The 20039-nt window shown below is 48.0% G+C and carries 20 protein-coding genes; 15 read left to right on the top strand and 5 right to left on the bottom strand.

Annotated features, from left to right (window positions below):
• Positions 1-33: 33 nt before the first annotated feature.
• From upp to GCU44_RS03335, 3 genes are read left to right on the top strand one after another with little or no spacing between them, the layout of a single operon-like run.
• Positions 34-684 (top strand): uracil phosphoribosyltransferase, encoded by a 651-nt coding sequence (upp, locus tag GCU44_RS03325; RefSeq protein WP_154853793.1) that lies wholly within the window; start codon positions 34-36, stop codon positions 682-684.
• Between the two features lie 14 nt (positions 685-698).
• Complete coding sequence (locus GCU44_RS03330; RefSeq protein WP_154853796.1) at positions 699-1625, top strand: calcium/sodium antiporter; 927 nt, start codon at positions 699-701, stop codon at positions 1623-1625.
• Positions 1622-2080, top strand: coding sequence for a hypothetical protein (locus GCU44_RS03335; protein ID WP_092173601.1), 459 nt, complete (start codon positions 1622-1624; stop codon positions 2078-2080). Before GCU44_RS03330 ends, GCU44_RS03335 begins: the two co-directional genes overlap by 4 nt.
• Positions 2081-2215: 135 nt before the next feature.
• On the opposite strand, the gene GCU44_RS03340 is transcribed toward GCU44_RS03335, so the two are convergent.
• Genes GCU44_RS03340 through GCU44_RS03350 form a run of 3 tightly spaced genes read right to left on the bottom strand, consistent with a single transcriptional unit; the run spans position 2216 to position 5062 of the window.
• Entirely contained in the window at positions 2216-3175 is a 960-nt protein-coding gene (locus tag GCU44_RS03340; protein ID WP_092173598.1) for an FKBP-type peptidyl-prolyl cis-trans isomerase, read from the bottom strand.
• Between the two features lie 29 nt (positions 3176-3204).
• The gene (locus GCU44_RS03345; protein WP_154853800.1) at positions 3205-4533 is read right to left on the bottom strand and encodes an outer membrane beta-barrel protein; all 1329 of its coding nucleotides are present in this window, start codon (positions 4531-4533) and stop codon (positions 3205-3207) included.
• Positions 4514-5062: an RNA polymerase sigma factor gene (locus GCU44_RS03350; RefSeq protein WP_154854087.1), complete on the bottom strand. Its 549-nt coding sequence runs from the start codon at positions 5060-5062 to the stop codon at positions 4514-4516. Before GCU44_RS03350 ends, GCU44_RS03345 begins: the two co-directional genes overlap by 20 nt.
• Positions 5063-5369: 307 nt before the next feature.
• On the opposite strand from GCU44_RS03350, the gene GCU44_RS03355 reads away from it, so the two are divergent.
• The 6 genes from GCU44_RS03355 to GCU44_RS03380 all read left to right on the top strand — a co-directional run bounded on the left by GCU44_RS03355 (position 5370) and on the right by GCU44_RS03380 (position 11834).
• A complete protein-coding gene (locus GCU44_RS03355) occupies positions 5370-6092 on the top strand; it encodes a hypothetical protein (protein WP_241684824.1) in 723 nt (240 codons plus the stop codon).
• Between the two features lie 64 nt (positions 6093-6156).
• Positions 6157-7035, top strand: a complete 879-nt coding sequence (gene lipA, locus GCU44_RS03360) for a lipoyl synthase (RefSeq protein WP_154853803.1) — start codon at positions 6157-6159, stop codon at positions 7033-7035.
• A gap of 130 nt (positions 7036-7165) precedes the next feature.
• On the top strand, positions 7166-7759 hold the full coding sequence (locus GCU44_RS03365) for an SPOR domain-containing protein (RefSeq protein ID WP_154853806.1): 594 nt from the start codon (positions 7166-7168) through the stop codon (positions 7757-7759).
• Between the two features lie 107 nt (positions 7760-7866).
• Positions 7867-9567: a single-stranded-DNA-specific exonuclease RecJ gene (gene recJ, locus GCU44_RS03370; protein ID WP_154853808.1), complete on the top strand. Its 1701-nt coding sequence runs from the start codon at positions 7867-7869 to the stop codon at positions 9565-9567.
• Between the two features lie 2 nt (positions 9568-9569).
• Entirely contained in the window at positions 9570-10301 is a 732-nt protein-coding gene (lptB, locus tag GCU44_RS03375; protein WP_092173585.1) for an LPS export ABC transporter ATP-binding protein, read from the top strand.
• Between the two features lie 15 nt (positions 10302-10316).
• Positions 10317-11834: a GH3 auxin-responsive promoter family protein gene (locus tag GCU44_RS03380; RefSeq protein ID WP_092173582.1), complete on the top strand. Its 1518-nt coding sequence runs from the start codon at positions 10317-10319 to the stop codon at positions 11832-11834.
• 350 nt (positions 11835-12184) lie between these two features.
• On the opposite strand, the gene mazG is transcribed toward GCU44_RS03380, so the two are convergent.
• Positions 12185-12973, bottom strand: coding sequence for a nucleoside triphosphate pyrophosphohydrolase (mazG, locus tag GCU44_RS03385; RefSeq protein WP_154853810.1), 789 nt, complete (start codon positions 12971-12973; stop codon positions 12185-12187).
• 81 nt (positions 12974-13054) lie between these two features.
• Between mazG and GCU44_RS03390 the strand changes: the two genes are divergently transcribed.
• The 3 genes from GCU44_RS03390 to GCU44_RS03400 all read left to right on the top strand — a co-directional run bounded on the left by GCU44_RS03390 (position 13055) and on the right by GCU44_RS03400 (position 15910).
• Positions 13055-13285, top strand: coding sequence for a hypothetical protein (locus tag GCU44_RS03390; RefSeq protein ID WP_092173574.1), 231 nt, complete (start codon positions 13055-13057; stop codon positions 13283-13285).
• A gap of 64 nt (positions 13286-13349) precedes the next feature.
• On the top strand, positions 13350-14741 hold the full coding sequence (glmM, locus tag GCU44_RS03395) for a phosphoglucosamine mutase (RefSeq protein WP_154853813.1): 1392 nt from the start codon (positions 13350-13352) through the stop codon (positions 14739-14741).
• Positions 14742-14758: 17 nt separating this feature from the next.
• The gene (locus tag GCU44_RS03400) at positions 14759-15910 is read left to right on the top strand and encodes a cysteine desulfurase family protein (RefSeq protein ID WP_154853816.1); all 1152 of its coding nucleotides are present in this window, start codon (positions 14759-14761) and stop codon (positions 15908-15910) included.
• 21 nt (positions 15911-15931) lie between these two features.
• Here the strand turns inward: GCU44_RS03400 and GCU44_RS03405 are convergent, their stop codons facing one another.
• A complete protein-coding gene (locus GCU44_RS03405) occupies positions 15932-16888 on the bottom strand; it encodes a pyridoxal-phosphate dependent enzyme (protein WP_092173569.1) in 957 nt (318 codons plus the stop codon).
• A 142-nt stretch (positions 16889-17030) separates the two neighbouring features.
• Here GCU44_RS03405 and GCU44_RS03410 point away from each other — a divergent pair, with 142 nt between their 5' ends.
• Genes GCU44_RS03410 through alr form a run of 3 tightly spaced genes read left to right on the top strand, consistent with a single transcriptional unit; the run spans position 17031 to position 20022 of the window.
• Positions 17031-17702 carry a peptidoglycan DD-metalloendopeptidase family protein gene (locus tag GCU44_RS03410; RefSeq protein ID WP_154853819.1) on the top strand — a complete coding sequence of 224 codons (672 nt, stop codon included), beginning with the start codon at positions 17031-17033 and terminating at the stop codon, positions 17700-17702.
• A gap of 27 nt (positions 17703-17729) precedes the next feature.
• Positions 17730-18863, top strand: coding sequence for an amidohydrolase (locus GCU44_RS03415; RefSeq protein ID WP_154853822.1), 1134 nt, complete (start codon positions 17730-17732; stop codon positions 18861-18863).
• A 4-nt stretch (positions 18864-18867) separates the two neighbouring features.
• On the top strand, positions 18868-20022 hold the full coding sequence (gene alr, locus GCU44_RS03420) for an alanine racemase (protein ID WP_154853825.1): 1155 nt from the start codon (positions 18868-18870) through the stop codon (positions 20020-20022).
• The last annotated feature ends 17 nt before the right edge of the window (positions 20023-20039 follow it).

Genomic DNA, 20039 nt, shown 5'->3' on the forward strand with positions numbered 1-20039 from the left:
GGATCGGGTTTTTTTGTTTTACTTTGTTTTGTCATGTTCATCCTAACACAAAAAAACTCCATAGCCAATCAATTTCTGGCAGAACTCCGGGACGTTTCGGTTCAGGGGGACCGCATGCGTTTTCGGAAAAATCTGGAACGCCTGGGAGAGATCATGGCCTATGAGATTTCAAAATCGCTTCCCTACACCCCCTCAGAACTATCTGGACCCTTTGGTAACGTACAAACCGAGATACCCGCAGAACAGCCCGTGATTGTCTCGGTACTTCGGGCAGCGGTTCCTTTTTACCAGGGGGTGCTCAATTTTTTTGATCGGGCCGACAGTGGATTTATTGGTGCATACCGCGTAGAAAACCACCCCAATGAAACGGAAATTTCAATCCGTCTGAATTACCTGGCTGCCCCTTCGTTGGAAAACAAAACGGTGCTTTTGGTCGATCCCATGTTAGCCACTGGAAAGTCCTTTGTGAAGAGCGCTCAACACTTGATAAGCCACGGAAAACCGAAAAAGATTGAAATTGTAAGCGTAATAGCTGCACCGGAAGGAATCGATTACATACAAAAAAACCTGAACATTCCCCACCGTTTTTGGACGGTGGCGCTCGATGAAAAATTAAATGCACAATCCTACATCATTCCAGGGCTCGGGGATGCCGGTGATCTCGCTTTTGGGCCTAAACTTTAATTGATTCGTACTACATGAGTTACTTGTTGTTAGCAGTAGGACTGCTGGTATTGCTGTTTGGTGGAAAATTTCTGGTGGATGGAGCATCTTCCATCGCTTCCCGTCTTGGGTTGAGTCCTGGACTTATTGGTCTCACCATTGTGGCCTTTGGTACCTCTGCTCCGGAACTATTGGTGAGCGTGACAGCTGCCTTGAAAGGATCGAGCGATATTGCCATTGGAAACGTAGTAGGAAGTAACATATCGAACATTACGCTTGTTCTGGGCATCAGTGTGCTTATTTTTCCCATCTACATTGAAAAATCTACCCTTCGATTGGACTATCCGTTTACCCTGATCAGTTCCCTGCTTTTTTTCGTTTTCGCCTTCAATGGCCTCATTTCGTTCGTAGAAGGGATGGTTCTCTTGTTTTGTTTTGTCGCACTCAATTGGTACTTCTTCAAAACGATTGAGCGGGTAGAGTTTTCGGAAGCAGATGCCGAAGCCATGAAAAAACAACCAGTCTGGCTGGCAATCCTACAGCTGGCAGGAGGCGCAGCCGGTTTGTATTTCGGATCGGACCTGGTGGTGGAAAACGGGACCCAAATCGCACAGGCCCTGGGCATCAGCGAGCGAATCATTGGGGTGACCATTATTGCAATTGGCACCAGCCTCCCGGAACTGGTGACGTCGGTTCTTGCTGCCATAAAAAAAGAAACGGCATTGGCACTGGGAAACATTCTGGGAAGCAACATCATGAATGTTTTCTCCATCATCGGCTTTACGGCGGTGATCAAACCCATACCCGTTACTCCGGACTTTATTTATTCGGATTTTATCTGGATGCTTGGATTTACATTACTGCTGTTTCCCTTTATGCGAATCAATTACTTGATCTCCCGTGTCAATGGGGCGGTATTGCTCGTAGGATATGGTATTTATTTATACCTATTGATCGCATGAGCGAGTACCTGGTTACTTTTTTGGGCATCTATTTCCTATGCCTGTTTAAATTCATCGCAGGCCCGCTCCTGGGCTCTGCAGCTGGTTTCGGACTAGGTGAAATTGTAGTCGTTACGGTGTCAGGTATGATGACTTCGGTTGTGTTGTTTTCTTTTTTGGGCGAGTGGTTTAGAAAAAACTGGGGTTTGATCCGACGAAAAAAACCCAAACGCTTTTCAAAAAAGACGCGCAATATCATCCATGTCTGGCACAGGTTTGGTATTTGGGGCATCGCATTTTTGACGCCGGTAGTGCTTACGCCAATCGGAGGTACGGTAGTACTCACCTCCTTTGGAATCGCCAAACGAAAAATCCTGTTCAGCATGCTGGTGAGTTCGCTTTTTTGGGCCATTACTTTTGGCCTCAGCATAGAGCGGCTGTTAGAAATCCCCTTCTTGAAAAATCTCTGGCTATAAATGGAGATTTATACCAGCAGTGGCATCGCTCAGGTTTTTGCCTTGCTACTCCTGACACCCCACACCGATCCAACAGAAAAAGGCTGCCTTTATACGTTTAGACAGCCCCTTTTGTGAATCAGCTTCAGTGTCAATTTATTGCACCGCCAATATTTCTGCTTTGAACCAAACGGGAGTAAAGGGCCTCACCAGATCGATCTGCTCCCCCCTCTCTACCAAGTCCGCTCGGATCGCTTCGGGAAGAATTTGAATGGAATTTACGTAGGAGGCAAAAGAGGTGGCCAGCACTTCGATCTTTTCATCTGGCAAAACGCCCTTCAAGCCTTCGTTCAAAAAGGTCAATCCCGAACTGCCTATGGAAATGGTCGTGGGTTGATTGGAGGTGTAGGACTCGAAAGCAGGCGCTGCCGCTCCCAATTCGAACAACTCAAAATCAAACGAGACATTGCTCCCCAATTTCGATTCGGTTTTGGTTTCGTCTCCTACTTCCACGCTCCGGAAATAAACCCCGTCGGCAACTTCTTCAAACCCCTCCAGTTCGTTTTCCTCGATGAAGTCTTGAATCAGTTGTTCCTCCCGTTGCTGAAGCTCTTCTTCTGTATATTTCTTGACAAATTTCAGCTGGATTACCAGGTTTGAAGCAGGTAGGATCAATTGCTCATACCCATAATTCCCAAAAGCCAGGTAGGATGGGGTATAAAGCATCATTTCTTCCCCTTCCCTAGCAAGACCTGCGGCATAGGTGATGGCGATGGGCCACAAGCCATCCTGGCTATAGTTAAAATATTTCGGTTCCTTGGATTCATCCAGGTAGGAATCGATCAACTGACCGTCTATAGTTTTGATTTCATAGTAAATACCGATGTAGTCTGCATTGACAAACTGAGCGGCGTCCGGCTTTTCCTCGGTTTTTTCGTAATAAAACCCTGCTTGCGCCTTGGTTGCATTGATATTATTGGAGGAAATGTACTCCTCCATTATCAAATTGTCCCGGGTGATGGACTGATCCAGATCGGTTTCGGTTTCTTCTATGCAGGAGGTGAATAACATGGTGGAAAGCCCTAAAAGCCAGCCAAATCTGTTGGATAAAATCATGGTAAAATAGCTAATTTAATGGATATGGTTTATTTATTCTTTAGGTTGAAATTCATGCGAAGGTTTACTCCACCGATGGAAAACTGTTGGTTGGCAAAGGTAAGGTTGCTTAGCGGTAGTTTGTAAAACGGCTCCAGGGAAAAATAAAATTCGTTGTTTAGCTTGTATTCGTACCCAAAGGAAATGTTCAACAAACCCGCCAAGTCGGCGTTACGCTGATCGGAAGCAGGTGTATTGATGGTACTGAATTGTTGCACATTTGGCGCATATTCCAACGTACCACTCATGCTATTGGCGGTGAACAAGGATTGGGTTTGCACGGTTTCCACGGTGTTTTGCTCCAAATAAACCATGCTGGAAAGTCCGGTAATGAGGTAGATACCCGTCTGTTTTTTGTCGAATACCTTGTATTTCAGGTTAACGGGAATATCCAGTGATGCAAAATTCAATTGATAGTCGGTATCAATGATGTTGCTATTCGTGCGCGCATCAAAACTAGGGGTTGCTTGCTGCCGGAGCGGTTGGAAATTTTGCGGCGAAACACGTTGGCTTGCATAGGCCAGACCTACATCCAGTTTTAGTCTCTTGGTCAGCGATATTTCAGACATCAACCCTGCTCCCAGATTCATGCCTGATACCGGGTTGGAGTTGGCCTGAGGGCTTACCATCAGGCCAACTTTCACTGCACGAGATTCGGTGGGTACCTCGTTGGCCTCCGGTACTTCCTCGGCTGTTTTCCACTGGTCTACCATTTGTTGGGCCTCGGACTCGGAAATGCCTTCCTTCTGTTCGGTTTGCGGAATGGATTCAAAAAGAAAATCGGAAGCGACTTTTTCCGTCACTACGGCCTGAAAATCCGCCCATGCGTCTCCAAAGGCCATGGACCAAAAACCCGGATCTCCTGCGACTGTTTCGGGCACTGCTTCCACTTTTCGCTTGTCGTTCGATTCCGGGCTACCTTTTCGCGCCGGAATGGCTGTTGGAGCTAAGGCAAGAGCAGGGCCTTGTTGAGCGTTTTCAGCTGGCTTCTCACTAGAGGAGGTGGGCGCGGTTGAATCAATGACAGGCTGGCTATTTTCCTCAGAAAACAGCGGATCCTCTATCGAAATGGAGTCTGTCAAGGCCCGCACCTTCTCTTCAATAATTGCTTGTTCGGGGTAATACAGGAAGAAAAAGAGCAGACTGGCGGCAATTCCTGCCCCCAGAAAGGGCCATAAAACAAGCCAACGCCCGCTTTTTTTGGGCTTGAAATAGGCCTTCGAAAACTTTTCCCAAGCCTGTGGATCAAAGGGCTCTTCATGGCTACTGAAGGAGGCTTTGATCTTCTCCACAAGTTTCTTATCGAACTGCTCCTTCATTTTTTATTTGATTGATTGCAATAATTTTTTCGCGTAATTTTTCTTTGGCTCTTGCCAGGTACGTTCGGCAAGTACTAGCGGGCATTCCCAGTTTTTCTCCAATTTCATTGTGCTTGTACCCCTCAATTTCATACATGTTGAATACCAGGCGCAAGGTTTCGGGAAGCTCTCCTAGCGAGCGAAGGATGTCTTCTTTTGACAACGTATCTATGATGTCCGGATCGTAGGTCACGGCATTGGCCTTTTCGATATCCATCGCCGCGTAATGTTTTAAGTTTTTTCGGTAATAATCCACCGACGTATTGATAATGATCCGTCGAAACCAGGCCTTAAACGAATTGTCGATTGAAAACTGATCCAATTTATCGAACGCTTTCATAAAGCTGTCGTTGACGATTTCACAGGCCTCCTCCCTACTTCCGGAATACCGAAGCGCGACACTCATGGCATAGCCATAAAAGTGCCGGTAAAGCCTTTCCAACGAACTCCGGTCCCGTTTTTGCGCTTTTTGTATGAGGTCTTTCTCCAAAAGCCTTTCGTTAATACTAAGTAGGTTCATTATCCTGACGCAATCCCTGAAAGAAACGCTACAGGCAGACAAAAATTTTTCTCTCAGGTTCCATAAATCGGCGAAGCGGCTGTTCATTTGGGGCGAAAAGCCTGGCTGAAAATGCTTACCTGCCAAACCGATAAATCAAGCCCATAATAACCGGATACGTATTGTCCGCTCCAGTTGGCCTTTGTTTGTTAGCATAATCTGATTATTTTTAGACCTGCAACGGTAACAATGCGCACAAATTTAGCGTTTATTTTCCTGATCATCTATGAAGGTTAAAATGAAATACTTACTTATTCTGGCTCTGGCGTTGCTGGCTACGCATCCATTGCTGGCACAGCGCGGTGAGGCGGGTGACTACGACTACGATCAGGAGGTACTGTTTGGAATCAATAAAAATACCAATGGAGGATTAATCGGCGGTGTCAGCTTCAAATTGGGCTCCCGTATAGGTGATAATTTGTTTCAATTTTTCAATCTGGAATTGGCAAACGTAAAAAATCCGAAAGAGGTCCGATACAATACCGTTTTGGGAAACAGCTACATCTTTGGTAAATCCAATTACCTGTATGCCATTCGCCCCCAATACGGTAGAGAGGTGCTTATTTTTAAGAAAGCCCCCCATCAAGGCGTCCAAATTTCCCTGTTGGGTGCCATTGGTCCATCCATCGGCCTGATTGCTCCGTATTTTATCGAATATTCGCTCAACCGCACCGAGACGGTACGCGAGCAATACGATCCTGCCGTGCACCAAAGTCGATTCAACGTGTTGGGCCCAGGCAGGCTTTTTGAGGGAATCGGGGATTCCGAGATTGCCTTTGGTGGAAATGCCAAGGCAGCCATGACCTTTGAATTCGGATTTTTTAAATCGAACGTAACCGGAGTGGAACTGGGTTACCAATTAGAGGGTTTTACCAAAGAGATTCCTTTGATGCCCACTACGGAAAATCGGCAGGTTTTCCAATCCGTCTACTTTACCCTCTTTTACGGGTTTCGGCGGTAGCAAATCGGGTTCCTTTGGGATTCCTGCCTATTTCATTAATTTTGGACCGAATAAAACATTCGATATGATAGAACTGCCGGTAATAGCTGAAGCACAAACAAAAAAGAAAAAACCAGACTGGCTCCGGGTAAAATTACCCATTGGCAAAGAATACGCAAAGGTGCGCAAACTGGTGGACGAACACAAACTGCACACCATTTGTGAAAGTGGAAACTGTCCCAACATGGGCGAATGCTGGGGCGCCGGAACGGCGACCTTTATGATACTTGGAAACGTTTGTACCCGCTCATGCTCCTTCTGCGCCGTGGCCACCGGAAGGCCTCCGGAATACGATGAGGACGAGCCCAGACGCGTCGCCGAAGCTATCAAGCTCATGCAGGTAAAACATGCCGTTATCACCTCGGTAAACCGGGATGAGCTAAAAGACCGGGGAGCAGAAATTTGGTACCAGACAGTCACCGAAACCAAGAAACTTTCGCCGGAAACGACCATTGAAACCTTGATACCCGATGTGAAAAGCAACTGGGATGCCTTGTACCGCATGATTAGTGCAGGTCAGGAAGTAGTTTCCCACAACATGGAAACCGTCGAACGCCTGTACCGAAGGGTACGCCCCCAAGCCAAGTACGCGCGTTCCCTGGAGCAAATAAAGCTAACCAAAGAATACGGCAAACGAACCAAGACAGGCATCATGCTAGGATTGGGGGAAACCAAAGAGGAAGTGCATCAGGCCATGGATCATTTGGTCGCGCATGGATGCGATATCTTAACACTCGGTCAGTACCTGCAGCCTACCAGCCGCCACATTGAAGTGGCGGAATTCATCCACCCGGAACAGTTCGAAGCCTACCGGGAAGCCGGACTGGAAAGAGGACTCAAATACGTAGAATCCGGACCATTGGTTCGATCCTCCTACCACGCAGAGAGACACGTCAATGTCTAGAAAAAAGCGGTTCTTTTTCACAGGAACCGCTTTTTTTTGGGATTTTGTCGGCTAAAAAACAGATAATGGTTTATTTTTTGTAATTTAAGGATGTCCTTATTGACATACACGGTTTTAATTTGGCATCACAATGAATTTCAACAAACTATATGCGTTGCTATTTCTGGGGTTATTGCTGATTTCCTGTTCACCTAAGACCATCGGGGGATTAAGCAAGGAGGAATACGCTTCCTGGAAACAGCAGAAAAAAGAGCTGACGCCGGAAGGGTACAAAAACCTGGTGGAAACCAACGAACAGCTCGCTGAGGAAAATCGCAGTTACTCGGAAAAAGAGGCGAACCTGAATCAGGTCATTGAAGATAAGAATCATGAAATCAGCCGCTTAACGCAACAACTTTCCAGAATGGGAACGCAAGCGTCGGGAGACCGCCCGGTAGCGGACACAGAAACCAATCCCTGGGATCGTGGGGTGGTATTCAAGGTCCAACTGGCCGCATTTGATGACTATGACCTGCGAGAGCTTACCGAAAATGGCAGCGACCTCAAAATTATCGACCAGGACGGCTACATCAAATACGTGCTGGGCCAGTTTCGGGACTACGAGATGGCCGATGCATTCAAGAAAAAACTACGCAAAATCGGCGTAAAAGAAGCCTGGATCGTGCCGTACAAGGACGGTGAACGCGTCCCACTTAAGGAGGTACTTACCGAGGTGATTGAGTAATTTTAAGCGGCTAGCCTCCTGATGTTTGGGCATTGCTTTCGTTTTTTAGCGAAGATATGGGAATTTTTTGCCCTGTCCGGCCTGTTTGTTTTGTAATTTACCCCAGTATGGATTTTAGATGGAAACGTAAACACAAGGCGCTAGAAGAGACCGTCGAACGCCTGAGCAGCGATATCAACGTAAACCCTACCCTTGCGAACATGCTGGTAAATCGGGGTATAGCGGATTTTCAGCAAGCCAAAGATTTTTTTCGTCCGGACCTCGACAAACTACACGATCCCATGCGCATGAAGGACATGGATCTGGCTGTAAACCGCCTCGTCAGGGCCATTGAAAACAACGAGCCCATTTTGGTATATGGCGATTACGACGTGGACGGGACCACCTCTGTCGCCATGTTTTACAGTTTTCTTACCTCGTTTTACCCACACGTGGCCTTTTATATCCCCGATCGGTACAAAGAAGGGTACGGTATTTCGGAAAAAGGCGTTCGGTATGCCGCAGAAAACAAGTTCAAGCTTCTGGTGTCCCTGGACTGTGGCATTAAAGCCCTGGACAAAATCGATTTGGCTAATGAATTGGGGGTGGATTGTATCATCTGTGATCACCACACCCCCGGAGAGCAGCTTCCTAAAGCCATCGCCGTTTTGGATCCCAAACGCAAGGATTGCTCCTATCCGTACAAAGAACTGAGTGGCTGTGGGGTGGGCTTTAAATTGGTTCAGGCCTTCTCGGAATTCACCGGGCGAAGTCAGGCAAACCTGTACTCCTATCTGGACCTGGTCGCCATCAGTATCGCTTCGGATATCGTCCCCATCACCGGGGAGAACCGTATTCTCGCCTACTACGGACTGGACCGGATCAACAACAACCCAAGGCCCGGAATCAAAGCGTTGATCCTTAAGGGCAAAGTCGAAAAGGACATCGACATCACCGACATTGTATTCAAAATCGGTCCGAGGATCAACGCCTCCGGTCGCCTGGAACATGCCAAAGCTTCTGTGGAATTACTCATTGCTTCCAGCCTTGACGAAGGTGTCCGACGGGCCGAGCTGGTTGAAGATGTCAATGCTGCCCGAAAAAATTTCGATGAAAACATCACCCGGGAAGCGTTGGAAATGATCGATACCCAGGAACAAAATGGCAGCTCCAAAAGTACCGTGCTGTTTAAAGAAGATTGGCACAAGGGGGTTATCGGCATCGTGGCTTCCCGCTGCATCGAAAAATATTACCGGCCTACGATCATCCTCACCGAATCCAATAACAAGGCCACCGGCAGCGCACGCTCCGTTTTCGACTTTGATATTTACGAAGCCATCGCTGCTTGCAGCGATTTACTGGAGCAATTTGGCGGACATAAATACGCTGCCGGACTTACCTTATCCGTCGAAAACGTCCCCGCCTTTCAAAAGAAATTTGAATCCATTGTCAGCGAACGAGTCAGTGAGATTCACTTAAAACCCATTCTTGAGATCGACGAGGAACTGATTTTGGATCAAATTAACTACCGGTTTTACAACATTTTAAAGCAAATGGCTCCCTTTGGTCCGGGCAATCCGGAGCCTGTTTTTTGCGCAAATCAGGTACATGCCGAAAACGTGCGGGTTTTAAAAGACAAACACCTCCGGTTTGAAATCATTCAAGACGGACAAAATACCCGTCCCGTCTGTATTGGCTTCGGATTTGCTAAGTACTACGAGTTGCTAAACAGTAAAATGCGTTTTAATATCGCATTCGAAATTCGAGAAAATACCTTTCGCAACACCAGCAGCCTCCAATTGTACGTAAAGGATATCAAATTTGACTAACAATGATATTAAGGGCAGAACACCTGATCAAGATATACAAGAAAAAAAAGGTGGTGAATGACATCTCCGTCTCCGTAGAACAGGGAGAAATTGTCGGGCTATTGGGGCCCAACGGAGCCGGTAAGACTACGTCGTTCTACATGATCGTGGGCCTAATCAAGCCTAACGGCGGAAGGGTCTTCCTGGACGGAGATGACATCACCTCCCTCCCCATGTATAGGCGGGCAAAACTGGGAATCGGCTACCTGGCTCAGGAAGCTTCAGTTTTCCGGAAACTCACGGTAGAAGAGAATATCCTGGCGGTATTGGAAATGACCAGCTTACCTAAAAAGGAGCAAAAGGAAAAAGTGGATCAGCTTCTGGAGGAATTCAGCCTTACCCATGTACGGAAAAACCTCGGCATGGTGCTCTCCGGGGGAGAACGGCGACGAACCGAAATCGCCCGGGCACTATCGGTGGACCCCAAGTTTGTGCTTCTGGACGAACCCTTTGCCGGAGTAGACCCCATTGCGGTAGAAGAAATCCAATACATCGTTGCCAAACTTAAAGACAAAAATATCGGGATCCTGATCACCGACCACAATGTAAACGAGACACTTTCCATCACCGACCGTGCTTATTTAATGTTTGAAGGTCGGCTACTCAAAGCCGGTACTGCCGAGGAACTCGCTGCAGACGAGCAGGTCCGAAAGGTTTATCTGGGCAAAAACTTTGAGCTAAAAAGAAAAATTTAAACGGAAATCCCTCACATGGAAGTCATCAATACCTTTATGACCTGGATCTTTAAGAACCGGATTGGTCAGATTGAAAAATTCAAAAACAACCCCCTCGAAATCCAGCACGAGATTCTGTTTAAATTGATCTACACCGCCAGAGACACCGAGTTTGGTAAAAAGCATCATTTCAGGCAAATTTCCTCGTACAAAGATTTTAATCAGTGGGTGCCTATGCACGACTACGAAAGCATCATGCCTTATATCGAACAGACGATGAAAGGCCAGCAGAACGTGATATGGCCCACCCCCATCCATTGGTTTTCCAAGTCCTCCGGTACTACCTCCTCCCGCAGTAAATTCATCCCGGTATCGCCGGAGAGTTTGGAAGAATGCCACTTCAAAGGAGGAAAAGACATGCTTTCCCTCTACGTAACCAACTATCCCAATACCAAACTTTTTACCGGAAAAAGCCTGTCTATTGGCGGCAGCCTGCAAACCAACCCGCTGGATTACAACAAAAGTAGTTCCTATGGCGACATCTCAGCGGTCATTATGCGCAACCTACCCAAATGGGCACAATTGGCCCGAACGCCCAGCCTGGAGGTCGCCCTCATGAGTGAGTGGGAGGAAAAAATCGAAAAAATGGCCGAGGAAACGATTGGCGAAAACGTAACCAGCCTAACCGGCGTGCCTACCTGGACGCTCGTTTTGATCGATAAAGTTCTCGAAAAGACCGGAAGCAGCAACATTCTGGATGTCTGGCCCAACTTGGAAGTGTTTTTTCATGGTGCAGTGGCTTTTGGTCCCTACCGAAACCTTTTTCAGAAACTCATCCCTTCGGAAGGAATGCATTACATGGAAACATACAATGCCTCCGAAGGTTTTTTTGGTATTCAAGACCAAATCGACAGTGACGAACTGCTGTTAATGCTCGATTATGGAATATTTTACGAATTCATCCCTATGGAAGAACTGGAGCAGGAGCAGCCTACAGTCATTCCCCTGGATGAGGTAGAAGTGGGGAAAAACTATGCCTTGCTGATTACCACGAATGCCGGACTCTGGCGCTATAAAATTGGGGACACCGTGAAGTTTACCTCCATCCGGCCCTATCGTTTCAAAATTTCCGGACGTACCAAGCACTTTATCAACGCATTTGGCGAAGAACTCATCGTAGAAAACGCTGAAAAAGCCATCGAAAATACGTGCAAAATCACCGGAGCCAGCATTAGCAACTTTACCGCAGCACCCGTGTATTTTGGCGATAATCAGGAACAGGGTACACACGAGTGGATCATCGAGTTTGTGCATTTCCCAGAGGACCGCGAGACCTTTGTTCGAATCCTGGACGAAGAGCTGCGTGCAGCCAATTCAGATTACGATGCCAAACGCTACCGCGACATGGTACTCAAATTACCGATCGTCCACCTGGTCGAAGAGGGATTGTTTGAGAAATGGCTCAAATCCAAAGGGAAACTCGGAGGACAAAACAAAGTACCGCGGCTTTCAAATAACCGGGATTACCTGGATGAAATTGTCCGGCTATTGTAAGCCCGGTTACCGGGCAGCGAACAAAATTAAATTCTATTCCCGGCAATTAAATAAGGGAGCTACGGGAGGCGTAACCAAAGAAACGGCGACAAAACCAACCGGCAAAAACCAGCTAATTTCGCGGCATTCAGCGAATGAAAAAAGCAAGCTTTTTTTATCCACATTTTCGTCCAGTTATTCACATCGAGTGAAGATCCTTATTTATTCTACTGTTTTTCAGGCATTTATATAGTTAAAAAAAATCGTTACTTTGTGGATAAACTTGAAAAATTATAATTTTTTTGCATGATGGGTCAAACGAAAGGGTGGATAATCCGGCTTCCGAAATTTTATTTTCTTGCGCCATTTTTTCACTCCCGTTTTTTTGCTTCCTCCCAAAATACGTCCATTTCAGCCAGACTCATATCGGCAAGTGATTTTCCGGAATTTCTGGCTGCTTTTTCCAAAAATTGAAATCGGTGGATGAATTTTCGGTTGGTACGTTCCAGTGCCTCCTCCGGATTGATATCCAGGAATCGGGCATAATTGATCAGAGAAAAGAGCACATCTCCAAATTCGGCCGCCACTGCATCTCTGTCCCGCTCCCGCTGATCCATGGCCTCTTTGAATTCCTGTAGTTCTTCCTGTACTTTCTCCCAGACCTGCTCGTCGGCTTCCCAATCAAATCCTACCCCACGTGCTTTCTCTTGAATCCGCATGGCTTTGATCAAAGCAGGAAGCGACTTGGGTACGCCTCCCAGGACACTTTGGTTTCCCTTTTCCTTAAGCTTGATTTTCTCCCAGTTCTGTTTGACGGCCTCTTCGTCCTTCGCTTCCGTCTCCGCATAGATATGCGGATGCCGTCTGATCAGCTTCTCGTTTAGCTGCCGAATCACGGCCCCAATATCAAAAGCCCGCTGCTCATCACCCAGTCGCGCGTAAAAAACAATGTGAAGCAACAAATCCCCCAACTCCTTCTTAACTTCTTCCAGATCGCTATCGAGGATGGCATCCGATAACTCAAAGGTCTCTTCGATCGTCAGGTGCCGGAGCGTCTCCATGGTCTGCTTTTTATCCCAGGGACATTGCTCCCGCAGTTCATCCATAATGGTCAACAATTGATCAAAAGCTGTCAGTTGGGATTTCCTCTTTTCGGACATAGGTATAAAATTGCTAGGAAACTTATACGTCGGTAGGAACGTTTTGAAAGTAATACGTAAATTTGCAGAAATAAATTTGATATGACAACTGTATATTTAACATTGGCATTCCTGGCGATTTTTTTCATTTTGATGTCTGTAAGGCTTATTTTCCTTAAAAACGGACAGTTCAAAGGAACCTGCGCCTCTCAAAACCCCTACCTGAACAAAGATGGGGGAACCTGCGGCTATTGCGGAAAAAAAGTGGATTCCGACGCTTCTTGCGGCAACCCTGACAACGAGGTGGACAAGGTAATGGCCCGGTTTAAATAAGAAGGATGCCCTGGCAGATGCAAATGGACCTACTTTTACACATTCTTTTATAAATTTCTTTTACGTGGCATTAATCAAATCAATCTCAGGTATACGGGGCACCATCGGTGGGAAACCCGGAGAAGGCCTGACTCCGTTGGATATTGTAAAATTTTCCGCCGCTTACGGCGCCTGGGTCCTGGAAAATTCCGATCAGAAAAAAATTGTGATCGGCAGGGATGCGCGCTTGTCCGGAGAAATGGTTGCGCAACTGGTAACCCAAACCCTGCTGGGGATGGGGCTGGATGTGGTCGACCTGGGCCTAAGCACTACCCCAACCGTAGAATTGGCCGTTCCCAGAGAAAATGCCGGAGGGGGAATCATCGTGACCGCTAGTCACAATCCCATTCAATGGAATGCCTTGAAGCTTCTAAATAAGCAGGGCGAGTTCATTTCTGACAGCGAGGGTCAGGAAGTCTTGCGAAAAGCAGCAACGGATGACTTCCTATTTGCAGAAGTTCGCAAGCTGGGAACCTATAGCAAAAACGACGACTACCTCGACTACCACATCCAGCACGTACTTGGCCTCGACCTGGTGGACCGGGAAGCAATCGCCGAGCGAAAATTTAAAATCATTGTTGACTGTGTGAATTCTACCGGAGGTTTGGCTGTGCCAAGGCTGCTAAAAGCCCTCGGCGTGGAACTGGTGGAAGAGCTGTTTTGTGAACCCAACGGGGAGTTTCCTCACAATCCTGAGCCCCTTCCCGAGCACCTGCGGGATATTTCACTAAAGCTGGAAAATGGAAATTATGACCTGGGCATCGTGGTCGACCCGGATGTGGATCGCCTTGCCTTCCTAAACGAAGACGGGAGCTTCTTCGGCGAAGAATATACGCTCGTGGCTGTGGCGGACTACGTACTCTCGCAAAAAACAGGCAACACCGTTTCCAACCTGAGCTCCACACGGGCCCTTCGGGACGTCACCGACAAGAGGGGCGGGCAGTACCAGGCCGCGGCTGTGGGCGAGGTGAATGTCGTCAATCAAATGAAAGCTACGGATGCCATCATTGGCGGTGAAGGAAATGGAGGGATCATTTATCCGGAATCTCATTATGGCCGAGATGCCTTGGTGGGCATTGGCTTATTCCTGACCCATCTGGCTAAGTTTGGAAAAACAACCAGTCGACTTAGGGCCAGCTACCCCAATTATTTCATCTCAAAAAACAAGATTGAACTCACGCCTACCATCAATGTGGACGGTATCCTTGATCGAATCAAATTGAAGTACCAGAAGTATCCGATCAACACCCTCGACGGTGTAAAGATCGAATTCGACAAGGAATGGGTGCACCTGAGAAAGTCCAATACCGAACCCATCATTCGTATCTACTCCGAATCGGAAACCTCCGCAACTGCCGACCACCTCGCCAACAAAATCATGTTGGATATCAAAGAAATCATTGCCGAGAAAAGCTAATTTCCGCCCCCCTACGCATGGCCAGTTTGCCCTCGATCTATTTAGACAATGCCGCTACAACGCCCCTGGACGAACGGGTATTGGAGGCCATGATGCCGTTTTTTACGGGTAACTACGGAAACCCTTCCTCGGTACATGCACACGGCAGAAATGCACGGGTGGAACTGGAAAAAGCCCGAAAAAAAATCGCTTCCCTGCTGTGCGTTAGTCCCGGGGAAATCGTTTTTACCTCCGGCGGTACGGAAGCCGATAACACGGCCCTCCTGGGAGCGATTTCTGCCTATGGAATTCAGCAAATTATTAGTTCCCCGTTGGAACACCACGCGGTTTTGCACGTGGTCGAGCAGGCCAGCAGGAGGCTTGGCATTACCCTATCTTTGCTAGACGTCGACGCAAACGGCTCGGTGAATCTGGAACAACTGGAGCAACTTCTCCAAAAAAATCCCCGCTCCCTGGTATCCCTCATGCACGGCAACAACGAAATTGGCAACCTCGCCGACCTGGCTGCCGTGTCGCAATACTGTCGGGAACACGGAGCCTATTTTCATTCGGACACGGTACAAACCGTCGGCCACTACCCGCTTAATTTACAAGAGCTGTCCGTCGATGCCATTGTTGGATCGGCCCATAAATTTCACGGACCAAAAGGAGTGGGATTTCTATACATCAATAAAGCTAAAAAAATCCCTCCCCTAATCGAAGGGGGCTCTCAGGAACGGAATCGTAGAGGGGGTACCGAAAACATTGCCGCAATCGCCGGCATGGCCAAAGCCATGGAAATCGCCCAGGAAAACCAAGAACAACACCGCCAGCAGGTTTCCGCCCTGAAAGATTATTTCATACGGCAGCTTCAGCAAGCCATACCAGGAGTCACCTTTAATGGCTTGTCCGGGGATCCATCCCGGAGTCTGTACACCGTCCTTAACGTCGGTTTTCCTCCCAATGAAGCTACCCGTGGCATGCTCTTGTTTCACCTGGATCTCGCGGGCATTTCCGCATCCGGAGGATCGGCTTGCAGCAGTGGTGCCCGATTGGGTTCCCATGTCCTGCAAGCGCTGGGTGCGGATCCGGAAAGAGAAAACGTACGGTTTTCCTTCAGCCGCTTCACTACGAATGAGGAAGTGGATTACACCGTCACTCAGCTAAAAGGACTTTACCCGGGCCAATAGGTTAGGAAAAAAAGAACGGCCTCACCGAAAAGGCAGCCGAGCCAGGTCCACATTGCCTCCCGATAAGATAATTCCCACCTGCTGCCCCTGAAAACGGGATTTATTTCGCAATACCACGGCAAGAGGCACCGCGCAACTGGGCTCTACCACCAACTTCATTCGTTCATAGATCAATTTCATGGCAGCAATGATTTCATCATCACTGACCGTAAGGATGTCCGTGACGTAGCGGGATATGATAGCGAAATTTATTTCTCCCAATGAAGTCAACAATCCATCCGCGATGGAATTTGCCTGTTGCAATGGAATCCGTTTTCCGGCCAGGAAGGACTTTTGAGCATCGTCTGCACCTTCAGGTTCTGCGCCGATCACCTTCGTTTCGGGCGAAAAAAAATGGGTCGCAAGTGCCGTCCCGGAAAGTAGTCCTCCACCTCCAACCGGCGTCATCAATACATCGAGGGACAAGCCGGATTCAACGATTTCGTAAGCGCAGGTAGCTTGACCTTCTATTACATCCCAATGGTCATAGGGAGGGATAAAAACCGCTCCATAGGTGGACACAACGGACCGAAGACCTTCCTCCCGGGCCTGCAGGTTAGGCTCACATTCGAAAATCAGTCCTCCGTATTCTCTCACGGCCCGTTTTTTTATTTCCGGAGCAGTAGCGGGCATCACGATATAGGCCGGGATTCCAGCTGCGGAGGCAGCCCGTGCCAGGGCCGCAGCATGGTTACCGGAGGAGTGTGTAGCTACTCCTTTCTCCCGTTGGGAAGGCTGCAGTTTTAGTACCGCATTTGCCGCTCCCCTGGCTTTGAAAGCGCCCACTTTCTGAAAATTCTCACACTTAAAAATCAACTCACATCCTGCAAGCTTGTTGATAGCGGATGAACGCATCAGCGGCGTCCAATGCACGAAGGCATCGATTCGCTCACGCGCTTCAACGATGCTGTGTGAATCAATTTCCAGCTTCTTTTTCATAGGCTAAAAATGCATAAAAATCCAAAAGCGGCAAAGACTTTGGTTGAATCTTTGCATCCAGAAATCCGTGGGATTTCCTTTTACCCGCTGACAAAATCCCTATATTGAGTCTGTTTTTAGAAATTGTTTTTGCATACCGCATATGGCCACACAAACAACCGATTTCTTCCCGCTAATGGGGGAAGCGCTCAACAGGGACAATACCCTCGGCCTGGACATGAGCGCCGCGAACAGGTCCTTATGCCAGATTGACTTGCAGGATACCCTGGCGTTTTCGGCCTTTATCTCAGGTCTGCTGGCAGACGGGCAAAAGAAATACGGTGTGGGCGGATATGCTGAAAAACGAGCAATTTACCAGCGAAGCCAGGTATTTGCACACCAGCTGTGTACCTTCCGAAACATCCACCTGGGCGTGGATATCTGGGCTCCGTCCGGAACAGCTGTCTTTTGCCCGCTGCCGGGAAAGGTGCACAGTTTTCAGGATAACGCCGGTTTTGGAAATTATGGGCCCACGATCATCCTGGAACATCACTGGCAGAAAGAAACAATCTTTAGCCTGTATGGCCACCTGAGTCGTAAAGACCTGAATCAGTTAAAACCCGGACAAACTTTTCTTAGCGGAGAAAAAATCGGACATTTGGGTCCGGCCGGAGAGAATGGAAACTGGCCTCCACACGTGCATTTTCAGATCATTCGTGATTTGGGCAATTGGTCGGGAGACTATCCAGGAGTTTGTGCAGAGATGGAAACCGATCACTATTTATCCAATTGCCCGGACCCCTGTTCCTGGCTGGGTCTCCAGGCCTTTTGGTAGTAAACACAACAATTGACTTGCATGACAATGAATTCCCAAACAGTAAAAAAAATACGTGCTTTCAGAAAGGAGTTGCATCAGGAACCGGAAGTTTCCGGAAAAGAACAGCAAACCTCTTCAAAGATAAAAGCTTTTTTCGAGGCGCTACAGCCGGATGAAATCGTGGAAGACCTGGGGCCCTATGGGCTAGGGGTGGTTTTTAAAGGAAAAGAAAAAGGCCCAACCACGCTGATTCGGGCGGAGCTGGACGCACTACCAATTCCAGAAGTGGGGAATCACCGCCATAAAAGCAAAAATCAGGGTGTCTCCCACACCTGTGGCCATGACGGTCACATGGCCATTGTTTGCGGTGTAGGACTGGAACTGGCAGCGCAACGACCCGCGAAAGGAAAGGTGGTCTTGATCTTCCAGCCCTCTGAGGAAACCGGACTGGGGGCTGGCCAGATGATTGAATCAACAAATTTCGCTCAGATACAGCCGGATTTTGCTTTTGCCCTGCACAACCTGCCCGGGTACGCCAAAAATGAAATTGTTCTAAAAAAAGGTGCATTTACCGCTGCTTCTAAAGGAATGACCATTTCCTTACATGGGAAAACAAGCCATGCCGCACATCCGGAAGACGGCTTGAGCCCGGCAGAAGCCATGTGCAAATTGATAATCGCTTTGGAAAAATTACCCGAAAGCATCCCGGACTTCTCGTTGGTAACCGTCATCCATGCCCAACTGGGAGAGATTGCCTTTGGGACCTCTCCCGGTGAAGCACAAGTGATGGCTACCCTACGTACCTTCGACAACAAGACCATGCAGGCCCTGACCAACCATGCAGAAAAACTAGTTGGCTTGATTGCCAGGGAGCAGGGCCTGGACTATAACATCAGCTATTGCGAGGAATTTGAGGCCGTTATCAACGACGTGGTACCCTGGGAACTGGTAAATGACGCCGCCAAAGAACTCGCCTTAAAGCGAAAACACATTCGGACTCCGTTTCGCTGGTCAGAGGATTTTGGCAAATTCGCCTCCCTGACCAACAGCTTTCTATTCGGCTTGGGCGCGGGCAAGCAACAACCCCAACTTCACGAGGGGCATTACGATTTTCCGGACGAAATCCTGGGGACGGGTGTCGCGCTTTTTACAGCCATCATCAAAAAACTAAACTATTAATTTTATGGTTCACACCTCCTACATTGAACTGAGCAAGGGCGCTTACAAAAATAACCTCAAATTTATTCGAAGTCAGGTAGGGTCGCACGTCACCATCTCTTCGGTCGTCAAAGGAAATGCCTACGGCCACGGGATAGAAAACACCGTTAAAATAGCAGAAAGCGCTGGAATTCGGCACTTCAGCACATTCAGCACCGATGAGGCCATCCGGGTGGAAGCTTCCTCCACAAAAAACAGTGAAATCATGATCATGGGAATGGTGGACAACGAGAGTATCCCCTACCTGATCCAGCACGAAATCAGCTTCTATGTATTTGAGCTAGACCGATTGAGATGCGCCATCGAAACCAGCAAAACTCTCGGGAAAAAGGCAAAAATCCATGTAGAAGTCGAAACCGGGTTTCATCGGACGGGTTTTGAATGGGAGGAACGAACCGCCCTGGCGGAAGTACTGCTTTCAAACCGGGAAAACCTACAGTTGTGCGGTCTTTGCACCCATTACGCTGGAGCGGAAAGTGTCGGCAATTACGTTCGTATTCAAAATCAGATTAAAACCTACCTGGAATTCAAACAATGGTTTCAGGAAAAGGGCTTGTATTTTGATAAATACCACACTGCCTGCTCGGCCGCTTCCCTGAGCTACCCCGAGACCATCATGGATATGGTACGCATCGGAATCGCTCAGTACGGCTTCTGGCCCAGTCAGGAAACCTACATGTTTAAATTTAAACAGCTGGCTCCGAACATGAAAAATCCTTTGAAACGATTGATCAGTTGGAAAAGCCAGGTGATGAGTGTCAAAAAGGTGAAAATTGGTGATTTTGTGGGCTATGGCAACAGCTACATGGCGTCCCGCAACATGACCATTGCGCTGGTACCCATCGGATACTGCCATGGATTCAGCCGGAACCTGAGCAATTTGGGAAAAGTGCTGATTCATGGGAAAATCCTTCCGGTAGTAGGGACCGTCACGATGAATGCCATATCCATCGATATCACCGATCTCCAAAAGGCCCGTAAGGGGGATGAGGTGGTGATCATCGGCCGCCAAAAAAGAAATGAGATCACGGTTGCCTCCTTTGGCGAATCCACCCAACAGGTGAATTACGAGCTATTGACCCGGTTGCCCCACGATATTCCCAGAAAAATTATCTCCTAATCGGTTTTTAGAATGGT

It is taken from the genome of Cyclobacterium xiamenense (assembly GCF_009467825.1).
GTDB classification, from domain to species: Bacteria; Bacteroidota; Bacteroidia; order Cytophagales; family Cyclobacteriaceae; genus Cyclobacterium; species Cyclobacterium xiamenense.